The organism is Streptosporangium sp. NPDC020072 (genome assembly GCF_040631445.1).
Lineage (GTDB): Bacteria > Actinomycetota > Actinomycetes > Streptosporangiales > Streptosporangiaceae > Streptosporangium.
This window is the reverse complement of sequence record NZ_JBEYAB010000013.1, coordinates 89527-115254: the sequence shown is the minus strand read 5'-3', so window position 1 is coordinate 115254 and position 25728 is coordinate 89527. Positions and strand designations below refer to the sequence as shown.

At 69.0% G+C, this 25728-nt stretch carries 22 protein-coding genes, 1 tRNA gene and 3 pseudogenes; 17 read left to right on the top strand and 9 right to left on the bottom strand.

Going from position 1 to position 25728, the window contains the following annotated elements:
* The first annotated feature begins 5 nt into the window (after positions 1-5).
* The 4 genes from ABZ470_RS29335 to ABZ470_RS29320 all read left to right on the top strand — a co-directional run bounded on the left by ABZ470_RS29335 (position 6) and on the right by ABZ470_RS29320 (position 2647).
* A complete protein-coding gene (locus ABZ470_RS29335) occupies positions 6-1106 on the top strand; it encodes a recombinase family protein (protein ID WP_362915430.1) in 1101 nt (366 codons plus the stop codon).
* 123 nt (positions 1107-1229) lie between these two features.
* A complete protein-coding gene (locus ABZ470_RS29330) occupies positions 1230-1382 on the top strand; it encodes a hypothetical protein (protein WP_362915428.1) in 153 nt (50 codons plus the stop codon).
* Positions 1379-1750, top strand: a complete 372-nt coding sequence (locus ABZ470_RS29325) for a pilus assembly protein TadG-related protein (RefSeq protein ID WP_362915426.1) — start codon at positions 1379-1381, stop codon at positions 1748-1750. The genes ABZ470_RS29330 and ABZ470_RS29325 overlap by 4 nt, the downstream gene beginning before the upstream one ends.
* A gap of 39 nt (positions 1751-1789) precedes the next feature.
* Positions 1790-2647, top strand: coding sequence for a LysM peptidoglycan-binding domain-containing protein (locus ABZ470_RS29320; RefSeq protein WP_362915424.1), 858 nt, complete (start codon positions 1790-1792; stop codon positions 2645-2647).
* A 656-nt stretch (positions 2648-3303) separates the two neighbouring features.
* Here ABZ470_RS29320 and ABZ470_RS29315 read toward each other — a convergent pair.
* The gene (locus tag ABZ470_RS29315) at positions 3304-3657 is read right to left on the bottom strand and encodes a hypothetical protein (RefSeq protein WP_362915422.1); all 354 of its coding nucleotides are present in this window, start codon (positions 3655-3657) and stop codon (positions 3304-3306) included.
* Between ABZ470_RS29315 and ABZ470_RS29310 the strand changes: the two genes are divergently transcribed.
* Positions 3624-4190, top strand: a complete 567-nt coding sequence (locus ABZ470_RS29310) for a bacterial transcriptional activator domain-containing protein (RefSeq protein ID WP_362915420.1) — start codon at positions 3624-3626, stop codon at positions 4188-4190. The genes ABZ470_RS29315 and ABZ470_RS29310 overlap by 34 nt on opposite strands.
* Before the next feature lie 90 nt (positions 4191-4280).
* On the opposite strand, the gene ABZ470_RS29305 is transcribed toward ABZ470_RS29310, so the two are convergent.
* A complete protein-coding gene (locus ABZ470_RS29305) occupies positions 4281-4646 on the bottom strand; it encodes a DUF6223 family protein (protein ID WP_362915418.1) in 366 nt (121 codons plus the stop codon).
* Positions 4647-4897: 251 nt separating this feature from the next.
* Here ABZ470_RS29305 and ABZ470_RS29300 point away from each other — a divergent pair, with 251 nt between their 5' ends.
* Positions 4898-6115 carry a sensor histidine kinase gene (locus ABZ470_RS29300; RefSeq protein WP_362915415.1) on the top strand — a complete coding sequence of 406 codons (1218 nt, stop codon included), beginning with the start codon at positions 4898-4900 and terminating at the stop codon, positions 6113-6115.
* Entirely contained in the window at positions 6112-6810 is a 699-nt protein-coding gene (locus tag ABZ470_RS29295; protein WP_362915413.1) for a response regulator transcription factor, read from the top strand. The genes ABZ470_RS29300 and ABZ470_RS29295 overlap by 4 nt, the downstream gene beginning before the upstream one ends.
* Positions 6811-7663: 853 nt before the next feature.
* On the opposite strand, the gene ABZ470_RS29290 is transcribed toward ABZ470_RS29295, so the two are convergent.
* Together ABZ470_RS29290 and ABZ470_RS29285 are read right to left on the bottom strand one after the other, a co-directional pair.
* On the bottom strand, positions 7664-8734 hold the full coding sequence (locus ABZ470_RS29290) for a beta-propeller fold lactonase family protein (protein WP_362915411.1): 1071 nt from the start codon (positions 8732-8734) through the stop codon (positions 7664-7666).
* A gap of 184 nt (positions 8735-8918) precedes the next feature.
* Complete coding sequence (locus ABZ470_RS29285; RefSeq protein WP_362915409.1) at positions 8919-9824, bottom strand: hypothetical protein; 906 nt, start codon at positions 9822-9824, stop codon at positions 8919-8921.
* Between the two features lie 484 nt (positions 9825-10308).
* Between ABZ470_RS29285 and ABZ470_RS29280 the strand changes: the two genes are divergently transcribed.
* The 3 genes from ABZ470_RS29280 to chrA all read left to right on the top strand — a co-directional run bounded on the left by ABZ470_RS29280 (position 10309) and on the right by chrA (position 12855).
* On the top strand, positions 10309-11001 hold the full coding sequence (locus tag ABZ470_RS29280) for a helix-turn-helix domain-containing protein (RefSeq protein ID WP_362915407.1): 693 nt from the start codon (positions 10309-10311) through the stop codon (positions 10999-11001).
* Between the two features lie 128 nt (positions 11002-11129).
* A complete protein-coding gene (locus ABZ470_RS29275; RefSeq protein WP_352016565.1) occupies positions 11130-11591 on the top strand; it encodes a hypothetical protein in 462 nt (153 codons plus the stop codon).
* A 58-nt stretch (positions 11592-11649) separates the two neighbouring features.
* Positions 11650-12855, top strand: a complete 1206-nt coding sequence (chrA, locus tag ABZ470_RS29270; RefSeq protein WP_362915405.1) for a chromate efflux transporter — start codon at positions 11650-11652, stop codon at positions 12853-12855.
* A 237-nt stretch (positions 12856-13092) separates the two neighbouring features.
* On the opposite strand, the pseudogene ABZ470_RS29265 reads toward chrA, so the two are convergent.
* Positions 13093-13179 (bottom strand): annotated as a pseudogene (locus tag ABZ470_RS29265) (hypothetical protein); the annotation flags it as partial.
* 79 nt (positions 13180-13258) lie between these two features.
* A pseudogene (locus ABZ470_RS29260) lies at positions 13259-13474 on the bottom strand (transposase); the annotation flags it as partial.
* Positions 13475-14249: 775 nt separating this feature from the next.
* On the opposite strand from ABZ470_RS29260, the gene ABZ470_RS29255 reads away from it, so the two are divergent.
* The gene (locus tag ABZ470_RS29255; RefSeq protein WP_362915403.1) at positions 14250-14933 is read left to right on the top strand and encodes a hypothetical protein; all 684 of its coding nucleotides are present in this window, start codon (positions 14250-14252) and stop codon (positions 14931-14933) included.
* Positions 14934-15239: 306 nt separating this feature from the next.
* On the opposite strand, the pseudogene ABZ470_RS29250 reads toward ABZ470_RS29255, so the two are convergent.
* A pseudogene (locus ABZ470_RS29250) lies at positions 15240-16435 on the bottom strand (IS256 family transposase).
* Between ABZ470_RS29250 and ABZ470_RS29245 the strand changes: the two are divergent.
* Positions 16401-16613: a hypothetical protein gene (locus tag ABZ470_RS29245; RefSeq protein ID WP_362915401.1), complete on the top strand. Its 213-nt coding sequence runs from the start codon at positions 16401-16403 to the stop codon at positions 16611-16613. The pseudogene ABZ470_RS29250 and the gene ABZ470_RS29245 overlap by 35 nt on opposite strands.
* 146 nt (positions 16614-16759) lie before the next feature.
* Here ABZ470_RS29245 and ABZ470_RS29240 read toward each other — a convergent pair.
* Positions 16760-16845 (bottom strand) — tRNA-Leu (locus ABZ470_RS29240).
* A 165-nt stretch (positions 16846-17010) separates the two neighbouring features.
* Between ABZ470_RS29240 and ABZ470_RS29235 the strand changes: the two genes are divergently transcribed.
* The 3 genes from ABZ470_RS29235 (at position 17011) to ABZ470_RS29225 (ending at position 21093) form a co-directional block, all read left to right on the top strand.
* On the top strand, positions 17011-18318 hold the full coding sequence (locus tag ABZ470_RS29235; RefSeq protein ID WP_352012742.1) for a M20/M25/M40 family metallo-hydrolase: 1308 nt from the start codon (positions 17011-17013) through the stop codon (positions 18316-18318).
* Positions 18319-18532: 214 nt separating this feature from the next.
* Positions 18533-19048, top strand: a complete 516-nt coding sequence (locus ABZ470_RS29230) for a hypothetical protein (RefSeq protein ID WP_362915399.1) — start codon at positions 18533-18535, stop codon at positions 19046-19048.
* A gap of 215 nt (positions 19049-19263) precedes the next feature.
* Complete coding sequence (locus ABZ470_RS29225) at positions 19264-21093, top strand: chaplin family protein (protein WP_362915396.1); 1830 nt, start codon at positions 19264-19266, stop codon at positions 21091-21093.
* Between the two features lie 199 nt (positions 21094-21292).
* Here ABZ470_RS29225 and ABZ470_RS29220 read toward each other — a convergent pair whose 3' ends face one another.
* Positions 21293-21478 carry a DUF5703 family protein gene (locus ABZ470_RS29220; protein WP_312863762.1) on the bottom strand — a complete coding sequence of 62 codons (186 nt, stop codon included), beginning with the start codon at positions 21476-21478 and terminating at the stop codon, positions 21293-21295.
* Positions 21479-21633: 155 nt separating this feature from the next.
* On the opposite strand from ABZ470_RS29220, the gene topA reads away from it, so the two are divergent.
* Entirely contained in the window at positions 21634-24291 is a 2658-nt protein-coding gene (topA, locus tag ABZ470_RS29215) for a type I DNA topoisomerase (RefSeq protein WP_352012745.1), read from the top strand.
* A 144-nt stretch (positions 24292-24435) separates the two neighbouring features.
* Entirely contained in the window at positions 24436-25668 is a 1233-nt protein-coding gene (locus tag ABZ470_RS29210; protein WP_362915706.1) for a metallophosphoesterase, read from the top strand.
* The last annotated feature ends 60 nt before the right edge of the window (positions 25669-25728 follow it).

Here is a 25728-nt window from a genome sequence, read left to right as displayed (position 1 = left end):
TCTAGATGCGTGTGCGCACCACCATGGAAGCCCAGGCCAAGATCGAGGGGCGCTTCCTCGGGGGCCGCCCGCCGTACGGCTACCGCCTCGTGGACGCCGGACCGCATCCCGATCCGAGCAAGGCGGCCGACGGCAAGCGTCTGCGCCGGTTGGAGCCGGATCCGGCGACCGCTCCCGTCGTGGAGCGGATCTTCTGGGAGTTCCTGCACGGCCAGGGCCTCTACCTGATCGCCGAGGGGCTCACCAGGGACGACATCCCATGCCCCTCCGCCTACGACAGGGCCAGGAACCGTCATCGCAGCGGGATCGCCTGGTCGAAGTCGGCGGTCCGGGCCATCCTCCTCAACCCCCGCTACACCGGCCGTCAGGTGTGGAACAGGCAGCGTGAGCAGGAAGAGCTGCTGGACGTGTACGACGTCACGCAGGGGCACATCACCAAGCTCAAGTGGAACCCCGCCGGCCAGTGGGTCTGGTCGGAGAAGGTCGTGCACGAGCCGCTCGTGGACACCGAGATATTCGAGCGGGTCCAGGCTCTGCTGTCCGTGCGGGAACGGCCCGCCACGGAGCGGAAACCGCGCAGGACCCCGCGTCCGTACATGCTCCGCGGCCTGCTGCACTGCGGAGTCTGCACCCGACGGATGGAAGGCAGCTGGAACAACGGTCGCCCGCACCACCGGTGCAGGTTCCCGGCCGAGTACGCGTTGGCCAACAAGATCGAGCACCCGCGCACGGTCTACGTCCGGGAGGACCAGATCCTCGACGAACTGGACCCCTGGCTCTGCCAGATCTTCACACCCGCCAACCTCCAGCGAACGGTCGAGACTCTGCTCGACACCCGTAACGGCGAGGCCGACCGCCTCGCCGTCGAGACGGCCAGGCGGACCATCGACGACTGCGATCGCCGGATGGTCCGCTACCGGACGACTCTGGATGCGGGTGGCGATTCTCAGGAGGTCGGCAGGAGCGTCCCGGTGGACTGCCGCTTGGGAAAAGGCGCTCGTGGTCGTCAGGCGGGCGGGATCGAGGGGCAACGGTTGGCGAGCTCGTCCTGCTCGCGCTCTTCACGGTCGCCATGGGGCGCCTGGCCACCGCCCGGCTGGAGGTGAACAACGCCGCGCACCAGGCCGCCCGGGCAGCGTCGATCGCCCGTAGTCCGGGTTCGGCGTCAGCCGCTGCCCGCCGCAGCGCTCACCTTCAGACACGTCACGTGCGCCAGACGCGAAGTCAACGTGAGGCTCGGTTCCTTCCGGCCGGGTGGCAACGTCATCGTGACGGTCACCTGCCGGGTGCGGATGACCGATCTCGCGATGGTCCGTCCTCCGGGTTCCACTGTTCTGACATCGACGTTCGTCGTGCCGATCGACTACTGGAGGTCGCGGTGAGCGGATTCGTGGCAGGCATCATCGGGGCGTTGATCCTGCTGACCGGAATCGTCGTGGACGGCGGGCTGGCGCTCGGGGCCCGAGTTCGTGCGATCAACGAGGCCCAGGAGGCCGCACGGTCGGGAGCACAGCAGCTCGACCTCGCGGCATACCGGCGCGACGGCAGAATCCGGTTGGATCCGGCCCGAGCACGTAACGCCGCTCTTGCCTATGTCGCTGCGACGCCGGACACCGCCACGGTGAAGGTCTCCGGCGAGACGGTGACGGTGGTCGTCCACGCTGTTCAGCCCTCCCAGATCCTGGGCCTTGCCGGAGTGCGATTCTTCCGGGTGTCAGGCGGGCGACGGCGGTGGCGCAGCGCGGTGTGACGGGGAGGCTGAGGTGAACGGCCTGCTGAGGATCTCCGCATGCTCGCGGCGACCAGCCTGCTTCTGATGATTGGAGCCGGTGTTCCCGCGATGCTGGTGCGGTTCGCAGGCTGGCCGTTCCCGGAGCGGGTTCCTTCGTGGGGCGACATTGAGAACACGCTTGTGAGCCCGATCCCGGAAGAGATGCTGCTGAAGGTTCTCGCCTGCCCGTTGTGGTTGCTCTGGGCGGCGTTCACGGTCTCGTTGCTGGCCGAAACCGTCGCCGCCATCCGCGGCGTGCAGATCCACGTCCCCATGCTCGGACCGATGCAGGCATTGGCAGCGGGGCTGATCGGTTCGCTGGTCATCGTGGTCCTGCCGATCGACGCCCGCTCGCTGTCCGGTCCGGTGGAGCTGTCCGCAGCCCCGGTGGCCGCTGTCGTGCACGAGCCCTCCCGGGCGGATCCCACGCCTGAGATCGCCGACCAAATGCATGTGGTCAGGAGCGGCGACACCCTATGGAAGATCGCGGCTCGCAAGCTGGGGAGCCCGCAGCGATGGGAACGGATCTGGAAGCTCAACGCCCACAAGGTGCAGGCTGACGGGCAGGTTTTCACCGATCCTGACCTCATCAACCCCGGCTGGCGGTTGCGTATGCCGTCATCGCGAACGGCTGCCCATAAGGCGCCACCCGCGCCACAGCCATCAAGGCCGGACACCCCGATACGTCCGCAAGCATCCAAGTCATCCATCGCACCACCATCACCGGCCGTCTCGTCGAGACCTTCCCCACCGTGGAGGTGCCGTCCGGTGGTGTGGTCTCCATGGCGTTCGCGGCCGAACTCAGCACCGCCTACGCCGCCTCCCGGTTTCACCGTCGCCGCCGTCGTGTTCCACCATCGGCCTCCGCCGAGATAACCATCGAGCCGGAACCCGAACCTCCTCCGGTGGTCAAGGCCATGCGCAATGCTCGCCTGCGAACGTACGCGGACAGGCAGGAGGAGCCGCCATCCGACGCCGACCTCATGCGGGAGTCGTTCTCCATCGATGTCCCAGATGAACTGGTCGTCGGTCACCGTAAGGACCGGACCGGTGTCGACATCCAGCCCGCAGGACTGAGCCTCGGTCTGACCGGTCCGGGAGCCGACGACGCGATCCGCGTGATCGTCCTGGATCTGCTGCGACAGGCTGATCGTTTCCGGGTTGAGGTCATTCTGAGAGTCCCTGACGGGCAGCGCCTGTTCGCCGTCTCCGCGGAGGAGTTGAAGGCCGTACCGGGCCTGATCGTCACCAGATCTTCGGATGCCGCCGTTGACCGTTTCGTGGGGACGCACTTCACCCGAAGCCGCATGCTCGTCGAGCGGGGAGCCGACGGCATCGACGCCCTCAGAAGGGACGATCCCGGTGAGGTACTGCCTGCCGTTCTGCTCGTCACCTCGGTGCCCGACGAGCTCTTCGACCAGGGTGTCGCCGAGATCCTGATGTCCGCCGACCGGAGCGGCGTCGGAGCGCTGTTGAAGGGGAACTGGCCGACGGGGACCACATGCGATGTGCGGGAGGACGGCAGGGTCGGCTCAGCCGAGGGACCGAAGGCGGCCAGCTTCGAGGGCTCCTCCTTCTTTCGCCTCCCCGTTCGGGATGCGGCCGACTGCCTTCGGCAGCTTGCCGACGCCCACGAGGACCACGCAGAAGCCGATGAAGAGGCCTTCGCCGGGCTGGGAGATCCTGCCTGGGACGGGCCCGAACTCGTTCGGCTGTCGGTTCTCGGCCGACCGGTCGTCCAGGCCAGAGGCCGTTCCGGGACGGTGCCGCTGACCGGTCTGCAACTGCAGCTGTTCGTCTTCCTCGCCCTTCATCCGAACGGAGCCACGCGTGACGAGATCCGCGCCGCCCTGTGGCCGGAGAAGGCGGTGGACGTGGGTGTTCACGACCCCCTCCGCCATCTGAGAGACGCCCTCAGATCGGCCACCGGCTACGTGGACACGGGACGTCGCGATGCCCCCTTCGTCAAGGCACACGGCCGGACGTACCGCATCGACTCCAACCTGGTGAGCGTCGACCTGTGGGACTTCCAGAACGCGACCAGCGCAGCCCGTACCGCCGGCGACAAGGTGGCGCGAGTCATCGCTCTCAGCTCTGTCGCGGGGTGCTCGCCGAAGGGCTCACCTGCGAGTGGATCGACGAGAGACGCAGCCCTCAGACGCGGATCCAGGCCGACGTGCTCAGCCGACTCGCCGAACTCCAGGAACGGGACGATCCGGAAGCCGCTCTCGACGTCCTCGAACGGATCATCGTCCTCAACCCGGACCCGGAGGAGGCCTGGCGGCGCATCATCCGCCTCCGACTCCGCCTGAACCGCCGCGACCAGGCACGAAACACGGCGACACTTCTACGGGGGCGCCTGCAGGAGCTGGGAGTGAGGCCCACCCGCGAGACGGAGAGGCTGTTCTCGGAGCTGTGATCGTTCCGATACGGCACGTCCGGGGTCGAGCACGAACCAGGAGGTGCCGTTGAAGAACGACACGGGCACTGGCCCGGCCTCAGGGCCGGGTCAGGCTGTGCGACGGGAGCGTGCCAGAGCCAGCCCACCGAGGACCACGGCGATCAGCCCGATCGCCAGATCCACGAAGCCCCCGACTATTCCGTAGCCGGTGCCGGGACCACCTTCGGCGGCGGCCACGACCAGCCCGCCGATGACCATGCAGGCCAGCCCTGCCACCAGGGCCACGATGGCCCTTTTTCTCCCGGTGCCGGCACCGATACGACCGGCGGAGCGGGCCAGAGCCAGCCCGCCGATGACTACGCCGGGCAGTCCCAGCAGAGCGGCCACCACAGTCCAGAGACGCCCGGAGGTCAAGGTGTAAGCCCCGACGGGCTGGACCAGGACGTGCGCGGCTGCCGGTGTGGCGAGTCCCACGATTCCGATTAGGGCGGCTGCGGCGGTGGCTAGCGAGTGACGGATGGACATGAGGATCCTTTCTGTCGGTAGCGTGTTCAGCGCTCGCGGAATCGATCATCGTGCCGTCGAGGCGGTCGCGGCCTCCGACAGCGGACGGCAGTGTCTACGCAGTTCCGCGTAGACACCTCGTGCCTGGCTACATCCGTCGTCGTATGCGGTCGCGCATCTGGGCGGAGTGGTCTCATGTGCGGGAACCGTAGGATCGCGGGATGAAACACCGCGTGGTGTCGTTGCGTCTGCCTGCGCTGGTGCAGGAGGTATTGCTCGCGCTCTTCATCACCGTGACGCAGGTTCAGGGCACGATCGTCCGAAACGCCGGCGAGGTGGTGCAGCGACCCCTTACCGACCTCGGAAACCTGGGATATGTCCTGCTGGTCGTGAGTGGCGTGGCCGTCGCCGCCCGCCGCCGATGGCCGTTGCCGGTGTTCGTCACCACCGCCCTCGCCAGCTTGGTGTACTACGGCCTTGACTTCCCGGACGGACCTGGCTGGCTCGGGCTCTACGTCACCCTGTACACCTTGGCAGCCTATGGGGACGGGCGCCGGTCGCTGGTGATCGCCGGTGTCGGTACTTCGGTGCTCGCCATCGCCTGGCTGGTCGCCGCGGCTGACATCGAGCCACGCGCCGCCATCGGCTGGGTGTGGTTCCGGATCGGCGCGTCGGTCATGAGCGCGGCCCTTGGCGAGTCCGTCCGGTCCCGACAGGTCATCGCGGCCGAAGCCAGGGAGCGCGCTGAGCTGGCCGAACGGACTCGCGAGGAGGAAGCGCGGGCGCGTGTGGACGCCGAACGGCTCCGGATCGCGCGCGAGGTCCACGACACCGTCGCCCACGCCATAGCGATCATCAACGTCCAGTCCGGTGTCACCGCGCACGTACTCGACAAGCGGCCGGAAGTGGCGCGCGAGGCGCTGCGAACCATCGAGCAGACCAGTTCCCGGGCGCTGCGGGAGATGCGGGCCATTCTCGGGGTGCTCCGTGACGACGACGGTGACGGTGACGGGCGGGCGCCGTACCCCGGGCTGGGGCAGATCGACGAACTGGCCGCCAAGGCACGTGAGGCCGGACTCGACATCACGCTTGAGGAGACCTTGCCCTCGGTGCCGTTGCCCAGCGCGGTGGGAGGTGCCGCCTACCGAATCCTTCAGGAATCGATCACCAACGTGATCCGCCACGTCGGTCCGACTCGGGTGACCGTAGCGCTGAGCCCCGGGATCGACGCCTTGGAGATCCGCGTGACGGATGAAGGCCGCCGTGCCGCCCGGCATCCGAGCGGCACGGGCGACTCGGCCGAACCCGGCCGCGGGATCGTCGGCATGCGCGAGCGCTGTCAACTGCTGGGCGGAGAACTCGACGCCGGGCCCCTTCCAGGCGGCGGGTTCGAAGTCAAGGCCCGACTGCCCCTCACACCGACCGGGTCAAGCCTATGAACACAGCGGCCGTCTCACCGTTGACCAACGCTCCGATCAAGGTGTTGCTCGCCGACGACGAGGGTCTCGTGCGATCCGGGTTCAGGGTTCTGCTCGACCTTGAGGACGACATCACCGTGGTGGGAGAAGCCACCAACGGTCACGAAGCCGTCGAGCGGGCCCGCGCCATCCGCCCCGACGTCGTGCTGATGGACATCCGCATGCCCAAGGTGGACGGGATCCAGGCCACCGCCCAGATCGCAGGGACGCACGGCTTGGAGCAGGTCCGGGTCCTCATCCTCACCACCTATGACACCGACGCTTATGTCTTCGACGCCTTGCAGGCCGGTGCCAGCGGCTTCCTGCTCAAAGACGCCGGGCCTGCCGAACTCCTGCATGCCATCCGGGTGATCGCCGCCGGAGACGCGCTGCTCGCACCACGGATCACCCGACGCCTTATCGGCCAGTTCACCGCGCGACGAACGGCTGTCCGTGCCGCGGAGGACCGGCTCGCAGTGCTGACCGAGCGCGAGCGCCAAGTGCTTGCCCTGGTGGGGGAGGGCCTGAGTAACCATGAGATCGGTGCCGAGTTGTTTCTCAGTCCGGCCACCGCGCGCACCCATGTCAGTCGCGCGATGGCGAAACTGGGTGCGCGCGACCGTGCGCAACTGGTCGTCATCGCTTACCAAACAGGGCTGGTCAGCCCTGCGGTGTAGGGCACGGCCACGCCGCGCTCGTACAGCGACCGAGCGTAGATGATCACGTCGTTGTCGAACGCCGGGGACGCCCGCCGTCGCGGCCGCGCTCGCGGTCGGCGGATGAGAGAACATGGCGTCTGACCGGTATTTCTGCGAGATCGAACGCTAAGGGTTGTTATCGCAGATAGTGAATGATTGTCTGGAGCGACGTCGATCCCGTCCTGGGAGAACACCCCGCTTTAACGGGGCGATTCTCGTTGCTTGTCTGCGATAGCCCGTGGGAGGGCACCGGGGGGTCGCTCCACCGCCTGTAATCGCCGTCGGCCGCTCTGGCGCTGGAAGCGGCGGGTGCGTTTCTCACTCAGGTCGCCAACGCCAACGCTGCCCGCGTCTACAGCATCGCCTTGCGCGCCCTGGTCGCCGAACGCTTCGAGACCGCCATGCCCAACGTGCGGGCGGACCGTGGGCACTGCAGCAGTTACGCCACTCCGCTCTTACCCACGCCACCGAAGACGGCGCCAACACCTCCACTCTGCTGGTCTACTCCGGTCACACCTCGGTCGCCTTGCCGGCCCGCTACGCTCGCGTGTCCCCGAGGCGATGGCCCGTTGGCAGGCCAACCGGGGCCTGGCGACGCGACGCCGGTAACACCCACGACGCCGAAACCCCAATTCCGGGGCAGGGCCATGGCTCCTGTTCGGCACGCCGACCACTCGATCCTCATGCGGTGCCTGGCCGGTGGGGGAACCGGACGTCCGCCGCGCCCGGCCATGAAGTCGTGGGGTCGGGTGCGGCGGGTACGTCCTGCTGGAGGGGCTGGGTTACGGTCCCCGTGCATCGTCAGATGGAGCGCCCCTTCTGCGGGATGGGGTCACCGGGCGAGGGTGAGTACCGAGACGCTGTGGGAGCCGGTGTTGGTGACGTAGAGGAAGGTGCCGCCGGGGCCGGAGGCGGTCCAGCGGGGGTCGTCGCCGACGGCGACCTCGCCCAGGACGGTGTTGGTGCGGGTGTCGAAGGTGAAGACGCTGTCGGAGCCGGAGTTGGCGACGTAGGCGATGCGGTTGCCGGTGTGCAGGGCCAAGCCGCGCGGGTTGGCGCCGACGGTGATGGTCGCGGTGACGGCGTTGGTGCGGGCGTCGATGACCGAGACGGTGCCGCCGATGGTGTTGCTGACGTAGACGGTGCGGCCGTTCGGGGTGACCAGGACGCCGCGGGGCTCGTCGCCGACGGTGATGGTTGCGGTGACGGTGCGGGTGGCGGTGTCGACGACTGAGACGGTGTCGGAGTCGGAGTTGGCGACGTAGGCGGTGCGGCCGTCGGGGGTGAAGGCGATGCCTCTGGGGGAGCGACCGACGGTGATGGTGGCGGTGACGGTGTGGGTGGCGGTGTCGATGACGGTGACCGCTCCGGAGCCGGTGCTGCTGACGTAGGCGAAGCGGCCGTCGGGGGCGATCGCCACCCAGCGGGGGGCGTCGCCGACGGGGATGGTCTTGATGACCTTGCGGTGTGCGGTGTCGACGACGGACACCTCGTCGGAGTCGCGGTTGGCGATGTAGGCGAAGGCGCCGTGGCGGACGAAGCCGACGCCGTAGGGGAAGGCACCGACGTCGATGGTGTCGATCACGGTGCGGCGGCGCACGTCGATGACCGAGACGGTGTTGGATCCGGCGTTGGCGACATACGCCTGGCGCCAGCCGGGGGTGAAGGCGACCGCGCGGGGGTTGAGGCCGACGTCAATGGTGGCCAGCACCACGGGGCGTCCTGGGCCGGGGTGGGTTTCGACGTGGCCGTTGGCCGTCACGCCGGACAGCGGGCCCGCTGGTGTGGTCGCGGTGACCGCCGCGGCCGGTGTGCCGACGGTGATCAGGGCGGCGCAGGCCAAGAGGGGTGGCAGGAGGCGGCGGGCGATGTTCTGGCGGGGACCGAGACGGTCAGGTGACATGGGTGAGGTGACCTTTCGTGAGGAGGGAAGGCTGCGGGGCCGGTCATAGAGGACGCAGTGGCCGGCCCGGCGGCTCGCCGTACCAGGAGGTGAAGCGCGCATGCCTGGGGTGGCGAAATCGGCACCGACGGTTCGGTGATCGGTGCGGCGGGTGAGCGGAACGAGGAGCGGTCAGGGGAGCGGGTCAGGCGGGGGCGCCGGGTGCCGCCGTAGTCGGCGGGGACAGCGGTTCGGCGCGGGTGCGGGTGCGCGCCAGGGCGTAGGCGGCGGCGCTGACATACAGCGTGATCGGCAGCACGTAGTCGCCGTCGCGTTCGACGAACTGGAACCACTCCTGGCCGACCAGCGGACGCAGCAGTTCGGTGCCGAGTTTCCAGACCAGGACGAACAACAGCAGCGGCCGCCACGGCTTTACCAGGATCGCCAGGCCGAGCAGGATCTCGAAGGCGCCGACCAGCACCATCAGGTTGGCCGAGTCCACGGCTGTCTTGCCGAGGCCGAAGAAGGCGAAGAAGTCATACCAGTAGCGTTTGTGCTCGAAGGCGCCGAAGCCGCCGTGGCCGATCAGCAGCAGGGCCAGGCCGCCGCGCATGGCCCAGTGGATGGCGATGAGGGTGCGGTCGGAGATGGCGGCGGGCTCATCCACACGCTGCAGCCAGCGGCGCAGTGACCAGCCGCCCCAGCCGGCCATGATCAGCAGTGCGAGTGGCATGCCGTAGTTGCCGCCGCGCTCGAGGAACTCCCACCAGCCTTCGCCGACGGTGGGGCGTAGCAGGGCGGTGAAGATGCCCCACACGGTGGTGTGCAGCAGCAGGATGCGGGCGGGCCAGAACAGGATGAGCAGCCCGATGGTGATGTCGATGGCGCCGGTGACGTACATCAGGTAGTTCAGGGCGACGTCGGAGGAGATGCCGAACAGGTCGTAGTAGGGCAGCCAGGCCCGTGAGCGGCTCAGGCCCGCCCAGCCGTGCCCGATGAACTCGATGCCTACCCCGATGCGCAGCAGCCAGTAGAGCTTGTTGGTGACCGAGGCCTCGGCGATGGTTTCGCGCAGGGATTTTCGGCCTGGAGAGAAGAGGGTTTGGCTCATCACGGACGCCCCAATCTTGGACGGTGGGGGTGATATCCGAAAAATAGGCTTAAGAGATGAGCGGGGAAAGAGGGAAATTGTGCATATTTTTGCGGAAGCGTGCCACGTATTTCGAATCAAGGCGCGCAAAATTCGCCTCTGAGCTGCAGCTTCCGTCGACGCGTCAATATGACGCCGGGCGGGGCCGATCGCGTGATAAATCGCCTGTACCGATGGCTTCGCGGTGCGGCAAAAAGGAGGGGATTCTATTTTTGGTCCCATTTTTTACGAGTAGGGGAAATAAGAAATCCTTTCCGTCGTCATGTCGCTGGAGTGCATGGGGTTGCCGGTGGCCGTCGACGACCGGGTGTCCATGCCGTGAACGCCTCGGGGTGCGGGTCCGACGGCCCCCTGAGGGTGTCGGCGAACGGGGTGAGGGGGGTGCGGGGCGTGGCGATCAGGTGCGGCGTTGACTCATGAAAACACCTCAGCCACCATTGACTCAATGGACATTGAAGGAAGGGCGTCGCCCGAGCGCCTCGCCCTGCACCAGGCCCTGGCCGACCCGGCCAGGCTGGCGATCATCGACGCTCTGGCCGTCGGCGACCTGTCGCCTGGAGAGCTGGGCCACGCCCTGGACCTGCCGTCCAACCTGCTGTCCCACCACCTGCGTGTACTGACACAGGTGGGCCTCATCACCCGCGGCCGCTCCCACGCCGACCGCCGCCGCGTCTACATCCGGCTGATCCCCTCAGCCCTGGAGGCCCTGAACCAGCGCCGGGTCGTCACAGCGCCGCGGGTGGTGTTCGTGTGCACCCGCAACGCCGCCCGCTCCCCCCTGGCCGCCGCGCTCTGGACATCCCGCAGCGCCGTCCCGGTCACCTCCGCCGGCACCCAACCCGGTCCCCGTCTCAACCCCCGCGCCATCGACACCGCCCGCCGTCACGGGCTGAGCCTGGAGCGGCACGGCACCGCCGACGTCCGCGACGTGCTCACCCCCCACGATCTGGTCGTCGCCGTCTGCGACAACGCCTACGAACACCTCGCCCCGGGCCTGCGGCAGGTGCACTGGTCGATCCCCGACCCCGGCCCTGTCGACACCGACGAGATCTTCGAGGACGTCCTGGCCCTGCTCGCCGAGCGCGTCGACCGGCTGGCCACCCTGACCGGGCCCACGACGGCGCCCGGCCTGCCGTGAGCGGCGCCCGCCAGATGATCGCCGCAGAACCGGCCCGCCGCACCGATCCCGCTGTGCACCTTGCCCCGCGTTTCCCCTCATGCCCGGCGGCGTCGTCGGCGGGCATCGCCCCGTCTCCAGGAGGAGCCATGACCGGTGAGCGCGAATGCCCCTACTGCCACCTGCAGGAGGGCGGCCAGGACCCGATCGGCGGATGGGTTCACAGCGACGAGCACTGGCTGGTCGGGCAGGGGCCCGCCGAGACCACCATGCCCGGCGCCCTGAAGATCACCTCACGGCGGCACTTCATCGACTTCGCCGAGATGACGCCGGACGAGTCGGCCTCCTTCGGCGCTCTGCTCACCCGGCTGGACACCGCGCTGCGCGCCACGACCGACGCCGAACGCGTCCACCTGGTCTCCACCCGCGACCGCGTTCAGCACTTCCACGCCTGGCTGTACCCGCGCCCGGCCTCGCACGCGCTGCGCGGCACCGCCTTCCTCAACGCCCCGCAGCGCAGCGATCCCGCCGACGCCGCCGAGACCGCCCGAGCCGTCCGCGATCATCTGGACCACACGATCACGGCCGGCCCCACCTCACCGGCCCCCTGACCCGACAGCGAACACCGATAACCGATATCGGCCCGTGTAAGAAAGACACCGGTTTCCCGTGAGCCCGCAACCACCCAGCCCGAACGGCACCTCGAACGACCCAGACGACCCCGACCGCGAAGCAGCCCGGCGCCGCCTGCGGGAGGTGACGCTGGTGTTCCTCAAACTGGGCACGATCGCCTTCGGCGGCCCGGCCGCGCACACCGCGATGATGCGCGACGAGCTGGTGCGCCGTCGCGGCTGGGTCAGCGACCAGCGGTTCGTCGACCTGATGGGCGCCACCAATCTCATCCCCGGCCCCAACTCCACCGAACTGGCCATCCACCTGGGCTACGACCGGGCCCGCCGGCGCGGCCTGCTCGCCGCAGGCGTGTGCTTCATCCTCCCGGCCGCGCTCATGGTCACCGCACTGGCCTGGGCGTATGTCACCTACGGCCACACCCCCGCCATCCAGGGCATCCTGTACGGCATTGTCCCGGTGGTGATCGCGATCATCGCGCACGCCCTGTTCAGCCTGCTCCGCACCGTCGTCAAGAACATCTGGCTCGGCGCGCTGGCGGTCGCCGCCCTGGCCGCCTACCTGCTGGGCGTCAACGAACTGCTGATCCTGGCCACCGGCGCCCTGTCGGCTGCGGCCGTCCGGCTGGCCCGCCGGCTACGCCGCGATTCCCCTCAAGGGATGCTGGCCCTGCCGCTGCTCGGCCTCGGCGGCTCCCCGGTCTTTCCCGATCCAACCGGCGGGCAGCTGGCGCAGCTGTTCCTCACCATGCTGAAGATCGGCTCAGTGCTGTACGGCAGCGGGTACGTGCTGCTGGCCTTCCTGCGCGGCGACTTCGTCGACCGGCTTGGCTGGATCACCAACCAGCAGCTCATCGACGCCGTCTCCATCGGCCAGGTCACCCCTGGCCCGGTCTTCACCACCGCCACCTTCATCGGCTACCTCGTCGCCGGGCCCATCGGCGCGTTCCTCGCCACCGTGGCGATCTTCCTGCCCTCCTTCCTCTTCGTCGGCCTGCTGACCCGGCTCACCGACTGGCTGCGCTCACGGGCCTGGACCGCCGCCCTGCTGGACGGCCTCAACACCGCCGCGCTCGCCCTGATGGCCGGAGTGTCGTATGAGCTCGGCCGGACCGCGATCGTCGACGGGTTGACTGCGGCCATCGCTCTGGCCACGCTGGTGCTGCTGTGGAAGACCCGGCTCAACAACGCCTGGTACATCGCGGCAGGTGCCCTGATCGGCTTTGCCCACACCCTGCTCGGCTGAGAGCCTCGACCGGAGCCAGGTCCCCTTCACCACACCTCCTTCCGGTTCACCACCCATCCGCTGGCGGCCGGGATCGATGCCTCCGTCGGTACCGTCGGAGATGCGCTCGACAACGCCCTGATGGAGGCACAGATCGGCTTGTACAAGACCAAGCTGATCAAGCCTCAAGGGCCTTGGCGAAGCCTGGCCGACCAGCACCTGAAGCAGCAGCCCGAGCGTGTCCACGACGATGTGCCGCTTGCGGCCGTTGATCTTCTTGCCGCCGTCGTAGCCGCGCGTCGCGGACCGGACCGAGGCGGCGGCCTTGACCGACTGCGCATCGATGTTGCCCGCGGTCGACTCCGCCGCCCGGCCCTCGGCGATGCGGCACCGCGCGCAGCCGGTCGTGGAACTCGCCGGCCAGGCCTTGGTCGCGCCAGCGGCGGAAGAACGCGCAGACGCAGGTCCAGGCCGGGAAATCGGCTGGCATCGCCCGCCACTTGATCCCGTTGCCGACGGGGAAGCGCACCGCGTCGACCATCTCCCGGTGGCAGTACGCCTCCGGCTGCCCGCCCCGCCCTTCCAACCAGGCGGGCACCGGCAGCGCCGCCCGCACGGCCCGCCACTCGGCGTCGGTCATGTCCGACGGGTACACGCGTGCCCGGACCGGCCGGCCGTCCGCGTTCCCGTACATGTGCGCGAGGCAGTCACACTCACGGTGGAACGGACCGGACTCGCCCGCCGCGACCGCGTACAACCGTGGCAACAGGGCCTCCTGGACCTCCCGATCGGCTTCGACAACCACTGAGATTCCAAGGGGCCCTTCTCGCATGCGCGGACAGCACAGAAATCGCCCTGCCAGGAAACCAAGTCCTGTAACCCGACGCCGAGGTCGGCACGACAACGGCTTCTCAGGCATCCGTCGATGAGGTCGCTGCGGTACTGGATTTCGCGGAGTCCCGCCGAAGGTGACGGACGAACTGATCGGTGCCGGTAAATGCGGTGTTGGCCTGCGAGCCGCGCCGGAGCAGCGACCTCTCCAGCACCGCGAACAGGTCCGCGCGCAGTTTGGGCCTGGCCCCGGTCCGCGACGCCGCCAGTTTCACAGTCCCGTCGCCAGCCGTCATCGCGCATGTGCCACGCCTGTGGTCGCACCTCATCGGACCGGGAGCCTACGTCCTGCGTCTGGCAACGCCGCGACAGGTCTGGACCTCGGGATCGACGCCTTCGGCAGCAGGGCTCGGACGGATCGTGACCTGCGACGGGCGACGCTCGGATGAAGGAACTCGGAGAAGTGACCTTCACGCGGATCGCCCGTCAGCATGCTGTCGTAGCTGTGAGGGAGGATCACGGCAGCTATCGAACGCTGCGGCGGCGACCACCCGCCGATGACCCCACTGTCGAAAGGGAGAGGCATGTTTCTCGAATCGCCCACCGCAAACTGGGATGCCGTGCCGGTTGAGGAGGCGCTGGAGCAGTACGACATGGCCGAAGCGAGCAACCGCACCAGCTGGGATGTCGACGACTATTTCGGTGAGGAACCCGAGCATTTCTACGTCCACCGCGGTGACCTGACGATCGACGGTGCGCTGGCGCTGGGCAACACGCCCTGCGAGGACGAGGACACGGTCTACATCATCGATGGCGATCTGACCGTCAGCGGTCCCATCACCTTTTGCAACGCGGATGTCTACACTTCGCTCTACGTCACCGGCTCGGTCGTGGCACAGGATCTGGTGTGCCTCTGGGACAGTTGCCTGTTCGTCGGCCGGTCTTTGACCGTCCGGAACCTTCTCGCGACTTCGCTGTACGACCCGGCCGCCCTCGTCGTCAAAGGGCCGGTGTCTGCACATACCTGGCTTGAGATGGGCGGCCGGGGCTGCATCTACTTCGCCGGCAAACCAACGACCGACACCTGTGTTCGCAGTCACCTGGACGAGTACGCCGAGGGAGCCAATGCCGCTGTCTACCTCGGCGGGGAAGGCAAGGTCGCCAGCGTGGCGGAGGCGGTCCTGCCTGAGTTCCTCGAAGAGGACGGAATCTGCGACAGCCTGAAGATCCTGAAGGCGGTGCTTGAGGGCAGGCCCGTCCTGCGGTAGGCACCCGCGCAGGCGCGCTGTTGTGCCGGTTCGAGGTTCCCGCGAGCGCGTGGACCCCGACCGTCGAAGCCGACGGCACCGTCGGAGAGGACGTGTGGGACGGGGCTGGTCGTGCGGAAGGAACGCCCGCACCCCGGCGCCCGATTGTGGGCCACCGACGTGGACGTAAACCGCGTTCGCTGCGGACACCCCTGGGCTCACCAGCGGAAACGCAGGAACTACATTCGGTAAGACAACGGCTTTTAAGGGGTCACGTCCAGCGAAGTGGTGTATGAGCTGACCTTCGCGTGATCCTGTTTCTGCAGGTTAAGCGGTAAGCGTCTGCGGTAGTGGGCTGTGGGCCGGTGTGTCGCCGGCAAGGACGCGCGTCCGGCATTTGGCCAGGATGTCGAGCCCCATGGAGCGGCGGGCCCCGGTCCACTCATCGGTCTGCTCGGCCAAAACCGCACCGACCAGCCGGACGATCGCCGCCCGATCCGGGAAGATGCCGACCACGTCGGTACGGCGGCGGATCTCCTTGTTCAACCGCTCCTGCGGATTGTTGGACCAGACCTGCCGCCAGGTCTCCTTCGGGAAGGCGGCGAAGGCCAGCAGGTCTTCGCGGGCGGCTTCCAGGTGCTCGCACGCGGCCGGAAACTTCGCCTCCAGCGCGTCGATCACCCAGGCATGCTGGGTGCGCACCTGCTCGGCGGCAGGCTGGTCGAAGACGGTGCGCACCAAGGTGGCCACCCACGGCTGCGCCGACTTCGGGACGGTGGTCAGCAGACTGCGCAGGTAGTGGGTGCGGCATCTCTGCCAGGAGGCGCCCGCCAAGGTCGCGCCGATCGCCTCGACCAGGCCGGGGTGGGCGTCGGAGACGACCAGCCGCACCCCGCCCAGGCCGCGGGCCACCAAGCCCCGCAGGAACGTCAGCCAGCCGGCGCCGTTCTCGGCCGAGGTGACCTCCAGCCCGAGGATCTCCCGGTTGCCGCCTGCGTTCACGGCCGTGGCGACCAGGACGTGCACGTTGACGATCCGGCCGCTCTCGCGGGCCTTCTGGGTCAGGGCGTCCAGCCAGACGAAGGCGTACGGCCCGGCGTTCAACGCGCGGGTGCGGAAGGCCTCCACCTGGGTGTCGAGCACCTTGGCCATCTGGGAGACCTGGCTCTTGGAGATGGTCTTGATGCCAAGCCGTTCGACGAGCTTGTCGACCCGCCGGGTGGAGACGCCCAGCAGGTAGCTGGTGGCCACCACGCTGATCAGGGTCTGCTCGGCCCCCCGCTGGCGCTCCAGCAGCCGCTCGGGGAAGGTAGGAGCCCGAGCGGAGCTTCGGGATGGCGAGCTTCACGGTTCCGGCGCGGGTGTCCCAGCCGCGGGTGCGGTAGCCGTTGCGGCGGTTGGTGCGCTCGTCGGTCCGCTCGCCGTATCCGGCGCCGCACAGGCTGTCGGCCTCGGCCGACATCAACGCTTCGGCCATGGTCTCCCGCCATGGATCGCAACGGATCCGGATCGCCGGTCTCGATCTACTCCGCCAGCCAGGAACCGGGGGCCACACTGTTGTCTGCGGCCATCGCCTGGTTCTCCTTCGAACTTGATCTTCGCTACTCGAAGGATCACGTGATGGCCGTCACCATTTCCCGGCGCCACTCTTGTGAGCAGGTCAAACTCGTACGCCGCCTCCGTGGACGCAACCTTGGGTGATGCTGTCCGGGTGCTGAACGAGGCCGACCCCGAGCGGAAGGCCAGGATCTACGCCGCTTTGGGGATGCGGTTGACCTATCACCCCGGAAAGCGAAAAGTCCTGGTCAGTGCGAGCACTGACCAGGACCATATCGGCCAAGGGTTTGTGTCCGAGGGGGGACTTGAACCCCCATGCCCCGCAAAGGGCACTAGCACCTCAAGCTAGCGCGTCTGCCTATTCCGCCACCCGGACTTGGTGCCTGCACGCGGGACCGTCATCCCGCGTCGGCGGAATCAGGTTAGCAAACTCTTGAGCTTGCGTCATATCGGTATGCGGGCAGGTCCGCCGGGGATGCCGAGACGTGTCCGGCGACGGCAGGATGGGAGGCGCAGGCCGTACGAGATTTAAGGAGTCGCCATGACCACGCTCAACGGTGAGGACGAGGTCGCGGGGCTGTGCCGTGATCTGATCAGGATCGACTCGACCAACGCGGGCGACAACTCGGGTCCGGGGGAACGGGCGGCGGCGGAGTACGTCGCGGAGAAGCTGGCCGAGGTCGGGCTTGAGCCGCGCATCCTGGAATCCGACAGCCACCGGGCGAACGTGGTCGTGCGCGTCGAGGGGGAGGACCCCTCCCGTGACGCGCTGCTCCTTCACGGTCATCTCGACGTCGTCCCGTTCGACGCCGCCGACTGGACCCTCCACCCGCTCAGCGGGGAGATCGCCGACGACTGCGTCTGGGGGCGTGGCGCCGTCGACATGAAGAACATGGACGCGATGATCCTCGCGGTCGTCAGGCAGCGGATCAGCGAGGGGCGCAGGCCGCCGAGAGACGTGGTGCTGGCGTTCACCGCCGACGAGGAGGCGGGGGGCGAGTACGGCGCGCAGTGGCTGGCCGCCGAGCACAAGGACCTCTTCGAGGGGTGCACGGAGGCGATCGGCGAGGTCGGCGGGTTCAGCGTCTCCATCGACGACGCGCGCAGGCTCTACCTCATCGAGGCCGCGGAGAAGGGCATCGCCTGGATGCGGCTGACCGCGACCGGCAGGGCGGGGCACGGCTCCATGCTCAACGCCGAGAACGCCGTGACCGAGCTCGCCGAGGCGGTCGGCCGTGTCGGGCGTTACCAGTGGCCGGTACGGCTGACGCGGACGGTGGAGACCTTCCTCACCGAGACCTCCCGGGCGCTGGGGTTCGACTTCGACCCCGACGACCCCGAGGCGACCGTGGCCAAGCTGGGCCCGCTGGCCAGGATGATCGGCGCCACACTGCGCAACACCGCCAACCCGACCATGCTCCAGGCGGGTTACAAGGCCAACGTGATCCCGCAGACCGCCACCGCGCACATCGACGGCCGTTTCCTGCCCGGTTACGAGGAGGAGTTCTTCCAGACGCTCGACGAGCTTCTCGGGCCCAACGTGACCAGGGAGTTCGTCTATCACGACGTCGCCCTGGAGACCGGGTTCGACGGGCCGCTGGTGCGGGCCATGGCCGACGCCCTGGTGGCCGAGGACCCGGGGGCGCTGGCGGTGCCGTACACGTTGTCGGGGGGGACGGACCTGAAGGCGTTCAGCGTGATGGGGGTGCGCGGGTTCGGGTTCGCGCCGCTCAAGTTGCCCGCCGACCTGGACTTCTCCGGGATGTTCCACGGGGTCGACGAGCGGGTGCCCGTCGACTCGCTCAAGTTCGGGGTGCGGGTGCTTGACCGTTTCCTCGACGCCTGCTGAGAGGTTCTTGGCCAAACCCTCAGGAAACCTCTCACGTTGACTCCCCGTGCTGATAGCGTAACGCTCCGTTGAGGGCCGGGCTTTGCCTTGGGCTGGTCCGGCTGGGAGCTTCGGGGAGGTTCGCGTGGCGCGTGTGCCGCATGGTCGGTGGAGGGTCCTCCCGTCCGCCGTCCAGCGCGCGTGCGTGACTGCCCCTGTTGTCCGGGCTGACCGGATGGCACGGTTCGTGGCCGGTGCCCGGACAGTCGTCAGGCGGGTTCTCGCGCTCGGCGGCCTGGTGGCCGCCGGGTGGTTGCTCGCGCTTGTCTTCGGGCTTCTCGGTGCCGCTCCGGCGATCGCGGACACCACCGCGGTCACGGAGACGGCACATCTCGACGTTCTCGATCCGGCCGCTCCCGGACCGGCCTTCCAGGCCGGTGTCTTCCCCACGGGCGGCGGCGGGTTCTCGGTGTCAGGAGACGCCGAGGCCATGGCGGGGCGGGGTGTGGACGGGCTCACCAGCCAGTCGAAGCCTGCTTTCCCGACCCCCGCGTCGGCCGACCACAACTCGGGCGCGAACGGTTTCGTGCCCCAGGGCGGTGGCGGTTCCGGTCTTTCCTGGCCGGGCGCGGGGGACGTCACCCGGTTCGTTCACGACCCGCGGGTGACGGCGCGGCGTGCCCCTGCGGCCCGCGCGTTCCCCCCGGTCGTCCGCACAGCGGCGGACGACCCCTCCATCTCCCCTGACTGAGTTCCCCTGGCCCCAATCCGGGCCTCTCGCGCGCTCGTGCCGGGCTCCGGCCCGGTGGTCGCGAACTCAGATCATTCCGCCGGAGAACACACATCCCCTGTGACGGTCGCCGCCGTACGGGCGCTCAGCCGACCCCGCACGGCCTCCAGCCGATCACGAAATTTCCGGCATTCCCCTATTAAGCACCGATAAATAATCGCATAGGAGCATAAATCATGCGTATGTGGGTCAAGGGCACCGCCCCGGCGGCACTGCTCGCGCTGGGCGTCATGTCCCTGGGCAGCGGTACGGCCCTCGCCGACACCGACGGCAGGCACTCGGTCGGCGGCGGCAACCAGATCCAGGCTCCCATCACCCTGCCCGTCGACATCAGCGGGAACGCCGCGGCCGTCGGAGGCACGTCGACCGCGGTCTCCCAGGGCGGCGCCTCGGCCGCCGAGAAGGGCGGTATCCCCGGCAAGACCTCGGGCAGGTCGTCCGTGCTCGGTGGCAACCAGGTCAACGCGCCGGTCACCGCTCCCGTCAACGCCTGCGGCAACGCCGTCTCGGTCGTCGGCGGTTCCTTGGCGGCCTGCCGGGGCGGCGCCTCGGTCGTCAAGCGGGGCCGGGGCGCAGGCGGGGCCGGTGGCAACCGTACCGACGGGACCTCCAGCGTCCTGGGCGGCAACCAGGTCACGGCGCCGATCACGGCGCCGGCGAACGTCTGCGGCAACGCGATCGCGATCTTCGGTGACGCGGTCGCGGGCTGCCGGGGCGGCGCCTCCGTGGTCGGGTCCGGCGGTCGCGGCGGGGCGGGCGGCAACACCACCTCGGGCAGGTCGTCGGTGCTCGGCGGCAACCAGGTGACGGCGCCGGTCACGGCCCCGGCGAACGTCTGCGGTCTCGCGGTCGGGGCGGTCGGCAACGCCTTCTCCGGCTGCACGGGCGGTGCCGAGGTCCCCGGTGTCCCCGCCCGTCCGAACACCGGCTACGCGGGCACCGGCCGCTCCGGCGCGGGCGGCAACACGACCTCCGGCACCTCCGGTGTGGTCTCGGGCAACCAGGTGACGGCGCCGATCACGGCCCCGGTGAACGTCTGTGGCACGGCGGTCGCGGTGGCGGGCGACGCCGCCGCGGGCTGCGTCGGCGGCTCCTCGATCAACGGGTTCGGCGCGGGGCGGGGCGCGGGCGGTAACACGACCTCCGGCAGGTCCGGTGTGGTCTCGGGCAACCAGGTGACGGCGCCGGTCGCGGCCCCGGTGAACGTGTGCGGCACGGCGGTCGCGGTGGCGGGCGACGCCTTCGCCGGGTGCCGGGGCGGTTCCTCGGTCGGCGACGGTTACGGCCGGGGCGCGGGTGGCAACCGTACCGACGGAACCTCCGGGGTGGCGGCGGGCAACCAGGTCACGGCGCCGATCACGGCCCCGGTGAACGCGTGCGGCAACGCGGTCGCCGCCCTCGGTGACGCCGCCGCGGGCTGCCTCGGCGGCTCCCGGGTGGGGAACCCGGTCGGTTCCGTCGCCGGGGTGCCCGTCGGGGCGCGTCAGGTGTGGCAGGCCTACGGCAAGGTGAACCCCCCGGCTCCCGCCGCGCCCCCGGCCGTACCCCCGGCTGTGGCCCCCAGGGTCGTCGGAGGGCTGCTGTCCGTGCTTCCCGCCCCGGTCAAGGGGCTGATCGGCCGCGTCAAGGGAGTCCTGCCCACGCTGCCCCAGACGCCGGTCGGCTCGCGCCCGCGTCCGGCCTCCGCCGGTCTCGTGGACGGCCTCCTCGGCAGGGGCGGGATCGTGGGGGTGACCCGTACCTCCCAGTCGGCGCCCCAGGCGGTGCCTCAGTCAGCGCCCCAGTCGGCGCCCCGGCCCGCGCAGGGGAAGGGCGGCGCGCTGCTCGGCGGCAAGGACCTGCCCGTCGACGCCGGGCTGCCGGTCGGTCTGATGAGCGCCGCCCAGCCGATCGGGGTGACCGGTATGAACTCGGGCTCGCTCTTCGCGCTGCTGCTCGGAGCCATGGCCGCCGCCTCCGCCACTCTCTTCGTGACCGCGCGCCGTATCCGCTTCGCCAAGAAGTAAGGCGTTAGTAACCCTCTAGACATGTCTCCTCCGATCATCTGTGGGAGACGCCGGACGCTTCGCGGATGACGGGGGAGATCGACGATCTTCGTTCATCGAGCGGGGCACGAGAGCTTTGCCCGCTCCGGGGGCGCGGCCCGGGGCGGGCAAAGCCATGTCGAAAGCCGTCGAGGGGCATGGCCGAAAGCCATGACAGAGGTCACATTGTCCTGGTCACACGTATGATCTTGCGACGCAGGCGGATGTCACGGCGGCCGTCGGGATACAGTCGCAGACGGTCGAGTTCCCAGTCGCCGTATTCTGCATGTTCGGTCAGTATCCTCCGGGCCACGTCCCGGGAGGTGCCACGCGGAAGATGGAGAACCAAGTAGGAGTAGTCGAGCACAGCGATTAGTCTCCGAGGGTGTGCAGGGGACGTCGGCTCCCATAGGGCTTTATTGTGCGTCCTTGCGGCTTTACTTGGAGTGTGCCCGATGCGGATCGGGTAACCCGAGTGGAAGTGAACGGGGAACGAATGGGAACAGCGAGGTAGGAAGCAGCGTGCCAGCCAAGAACGGCAACGTCGGCGGAACCCGCCTGGTGATCGTCGAGTCGCCCTCCAAGGCGAAGACCATCGCTGGGTACCTCGGCCGTGGCTACGTCGTGGAGTCCAGCATCGGACACATTCGCGACCTCCCCGAGAAGGCCGACGACATCCCGGAGAAGTACAAGGGCGAGCCGTGGGCCCGTCTGGGCGTCAACGTGAACCACGAGTTCGAGCCGCTCTACGTCGTCAACCCCGACAAGAAGTCACAGGTGAGCAAGCTCAAGCAGCTGCTCAAGGACGCCGACGAGCTCTACCTCGCCACCGACGAGGACCGCGAGGGCGAGGCGATCGCCTGGCATCTGCGCGAGGTGCTCAACCCCAAGGTCCCGGTTCACCGCATGGTCTTCCACGAGATCACCCCGAGGGCGATCCAGGAGGCCGTCGCCAACCCGCGTGCCCTGAACCTGCGTCTGGTCGACGCCCAGGAGACCCGGCGCATCCTCGACCGTCTCTACGGCTACGAGGTCAGCCCGGTCCTGTGGAAGAAGGTCAAGCCCCGCCTGTCCGCCGGGCGCGTGCAGTCCGTGGCGACCCGGCTGGTCGTCGAGCGGGAGCGTGAGCGCCTGGCGTTCACCAGCGCGAGCTACTGGGACCTGCAGGCGCTGTTCGACACCGGCCGTGACGAGGTTCCCCACGAGTTCACCGCCGCGCTGACCGGCGTCGAGGGCAGGCGCGTCGCCCAGGGACGCGACTTCGCCAGCAACGGCACCCTCAAGACCGCGGGCGTCCTCCACCTGGACGAGGAGGCCGCGCGGGCACTGGCGGGCAGGCTGGCCGGTACGGCCTACACGGTCGCCTCCGTGGAGCGCAAGCCGTACACCCGCAAGCCGTACGCGCCGTTCAGGACGACGACGCTGCAGCAGGAGGCGAGCAGGAAACTGGGCTTCTCCGCGAAGTCCACCATGCAGGTCGCCCAGCGCCTCTACGAGAACGGCTTCATCACCTACATGCGAACCGACAGCATCACGCTGTCGGAGACTGCCGTCGCCGCCGCCCGCAGCCAGGCCATCAAGCTGTACGGCTCCGCCTACGTGCCGGACAAGCCCAGGGTCTACACCAGCAAGGTGAAGAACGCCCAGGAGGCGCACGAGGCGATCCGCCCCTCGGGGGAGGAGTTCCGCACCCCCGGCGAGACCGGGCTGACCGGCGACATGTTCCGGCTGTACGAGCTGATCTGGCAGCGGACCGTCTCCTCCCAGATGAAGGACGCGGTCGGCGAGTCGATCAACGTCAAGGTGACGGGGACGTCCAGTTCGGGGGAGCAGGTCGAGTTCTCCGCCACCGGCCGGACGATCACCTTCCACGGCTTCCTGAAGGCCTACGTCGAGGGGGCCGACGACCCGGCGACCGACCGCGACGACTCCGAGAAGCGGCTGCCGACCCTGACCGAGGGCGACCGTCTCACCGCGGCCGAGCTCAACGTGCTGGCGCACGCGACCAAGCCGCCCGCGCGTTACACCGAGGCCTCGCTCGTCAAGGAGCTTGAGGACCGGGAGATCGGCCGTCCGTCGACCTACGCCTCGATCATCGGAACGATCCTGGACCGTGGCTACGTCTTCAAGAAGGGCACGGCGCTGGTGCCGTCCTTCCTGGCGTTCGCGGTGGTCAACCTGCTCGAACAGCACTTCGGGCACCTCGTCGACTACGACTTCACCGCCGACATGGAGAAGGTCCTCGACGACATCGCCAACGACCGGGCCGAGCGGGTCCCCGAGCTACGGCGCTTCTACTACGGCGCCGAGGGCGACGAGGGCCTGAAGGTCCTGGTCACCGAGCTGGGAGAGATCGACGCCAAGGAGATCAGCTCCTTCCCGATCCGGGGCACCGACATCATGATCCGGGTCGGCCGCTACGGTCCGTATCTCGACCGTGACGGCGCCAGGGTGAACGTCCCGGAGGACCTCGCCCCCGACGAGCTGACCGCGCAGATGGCCGAGGAGCTGTTCGCCCGGCCGTCCGGGGTCAGGGAGCTGGGCAAGGACCCGGTCACCGGCAACGTGATCGTGGCCAAGGACGGCCGCTACGGCCCCTACGTGACCGAGATCCTCCCCGAGGTGGAGGAGCCTCCCGCCGAGGGGAAGAAGCGCACCAAGAAGGCCGACGCGCCCAAGCCGCGCATCGAGTCGCTGCTGAAGAGCATGACCCTGGACACCGTCACCCTGGACGACGCCCTGCGCCTGCTCTCGCTGCCCAGGAGCCTGGGTGAGCTCGACGGCCAGGTGGTCACGGTGCAGAACGGCAGGTTCGGGCCCTATGTGAAGAAGGGCACCGACTCCCGATCGCTGGCGTCCGAGGAGGAGATGTTCACGGTCACCCTGGAGCAGGCCGAGGCGCTGTTCGCCCAGCCCAAGGCCCGTGGCAGGGGCAGGGCCGCCGCGGCTCCCCCGCTGCGCGAGCTGGGTGAGGACCCGGTCTCCAAGAAGCCGATTGTGGTCAAGGAGGGGCGTTTCGGCCCGTACGTGACCGACGGTGAGACCAACGCCTCCCTCCGCAAGGGTGACGAGGTCGAGCAGATCACCACCGAGCGCGCCGCCGAACTGCTCGCCGACCGCCGTGCCCGTGGCCCGGCGCCGAAGAAGCGCACCACCTCCAGGGCGAAGGCCAAGGCCTGACGTTCGTTCCCGCCCGGGGCCCCGATTTCCGGGGTCCCGGGCGTTTTTTCGTGGTTTTCACGGAACGCATCCGGGGTTGTGGACGTTCTTGGAAACGAGCCGGGTACGGCGAGCGGACGCGAAAGAAAGCGAGTCGTGGCGGCGATGGGCTTCGTGGTGCTGATCGTCCTGATGACCACCCTCGTCCACTACTACCTGTGGCGCAGGCTCGTCCGGGCGACCACCGCCCCGGGGCCGCTCCGCAGGGCGCTCACCTGGGCGACGGTCGCGCTGGGAGCGCTCATTCCCGTCACGCTCGTCGGCTCCCACAGCGACTGGGGGCGTTTTCTGGCGTGGCCGGGGTTCCTGTGGCTGGCGGTGATGTACTACCTGGCCGTGTTCCTCGTGGTTCTTGAGGTGCCCAGGGCGGTCGCGCTGGCCGTACTGCGGCGGCGGGCGCCCGCGAGAACCGCCCCCGTGCTCGTCGGGGCTCCCGAACCTCCTGGCGAGGAGCCCTCCGGCGAGGAGCCGAAGGGGGTGGCGATGAACCGCAGGGACTTCGTCGCCCGTACGGCCGCCGCCGTCGCCGGGGCCGGGGCGCTCGTCACGGTCGGGACGGGGGTGCGCACCGCCCTCGGCGACCCGCTGATCGAGCGGGTGAGCGTGGCGCTGCCCGGCCTCGACCCGCGTCTGGGCGGGCTGCGCCTGGCCGTGGTCAGCGACATCCACCTCGGCCCGCTCACCGGCCTCGGGCACACGGAGCGCATCGTCCGCATGATCAACGGGCTCCAGGCCGACGTGGTGGCCGTCGTGGGAGACCTGGTCGACGGCACGGTCGCCGAGCTCGGCCCGCTGGCCAGGCCGCTGCGGAGCCTGGAGTCGCGCTACGGCGCCTACTTCGTCACCGGCAACCACGAGTACTACACCGCCAACGGCCCGGACGAGTGGGTCGAGGAGCTCCGTGGCCTGGGGGTCCGTCCACTGCGGAACGAGCGGGTCGAGATCGCCCACGCGGGAGCCGTACTCGACCTGGCGGGGGTCGACGACGTCACGGGGGCCGCGGGCGGGGGAGGGCCCGACTTCGAGCGGACCTTCGGCGGGCGGGACCCGGGGCGCTCGACCGTCCTGCTGGCCCACCAGCCGGTGCAGGCCGTACAGGCGGCGAAGTACGGCGTGGACCTGCAGCTTTCCGGGCACACCCACGGCGGGCAGATGGTGCCCTTCAACCTGATCGTCCCGTTCCAGCAGCCCATGGTCTCCGGCCTCGGCGAGGTCGACGGCACCCAGGTCTACGTCACCAGGGGAGCGGGTTTCTGGGGGCCGCCGGTCAGGGTCGGGGCCCCGCCGGAGATCACCCTGCTCGAACTCCGTCCGGGAGACCGGCGGAAGGCGGGGTGAACCCACCGGTTTTCCTACCGCCTCCGCTGCGCGGGCCGGGCCGTACGTACTAACCTCAGG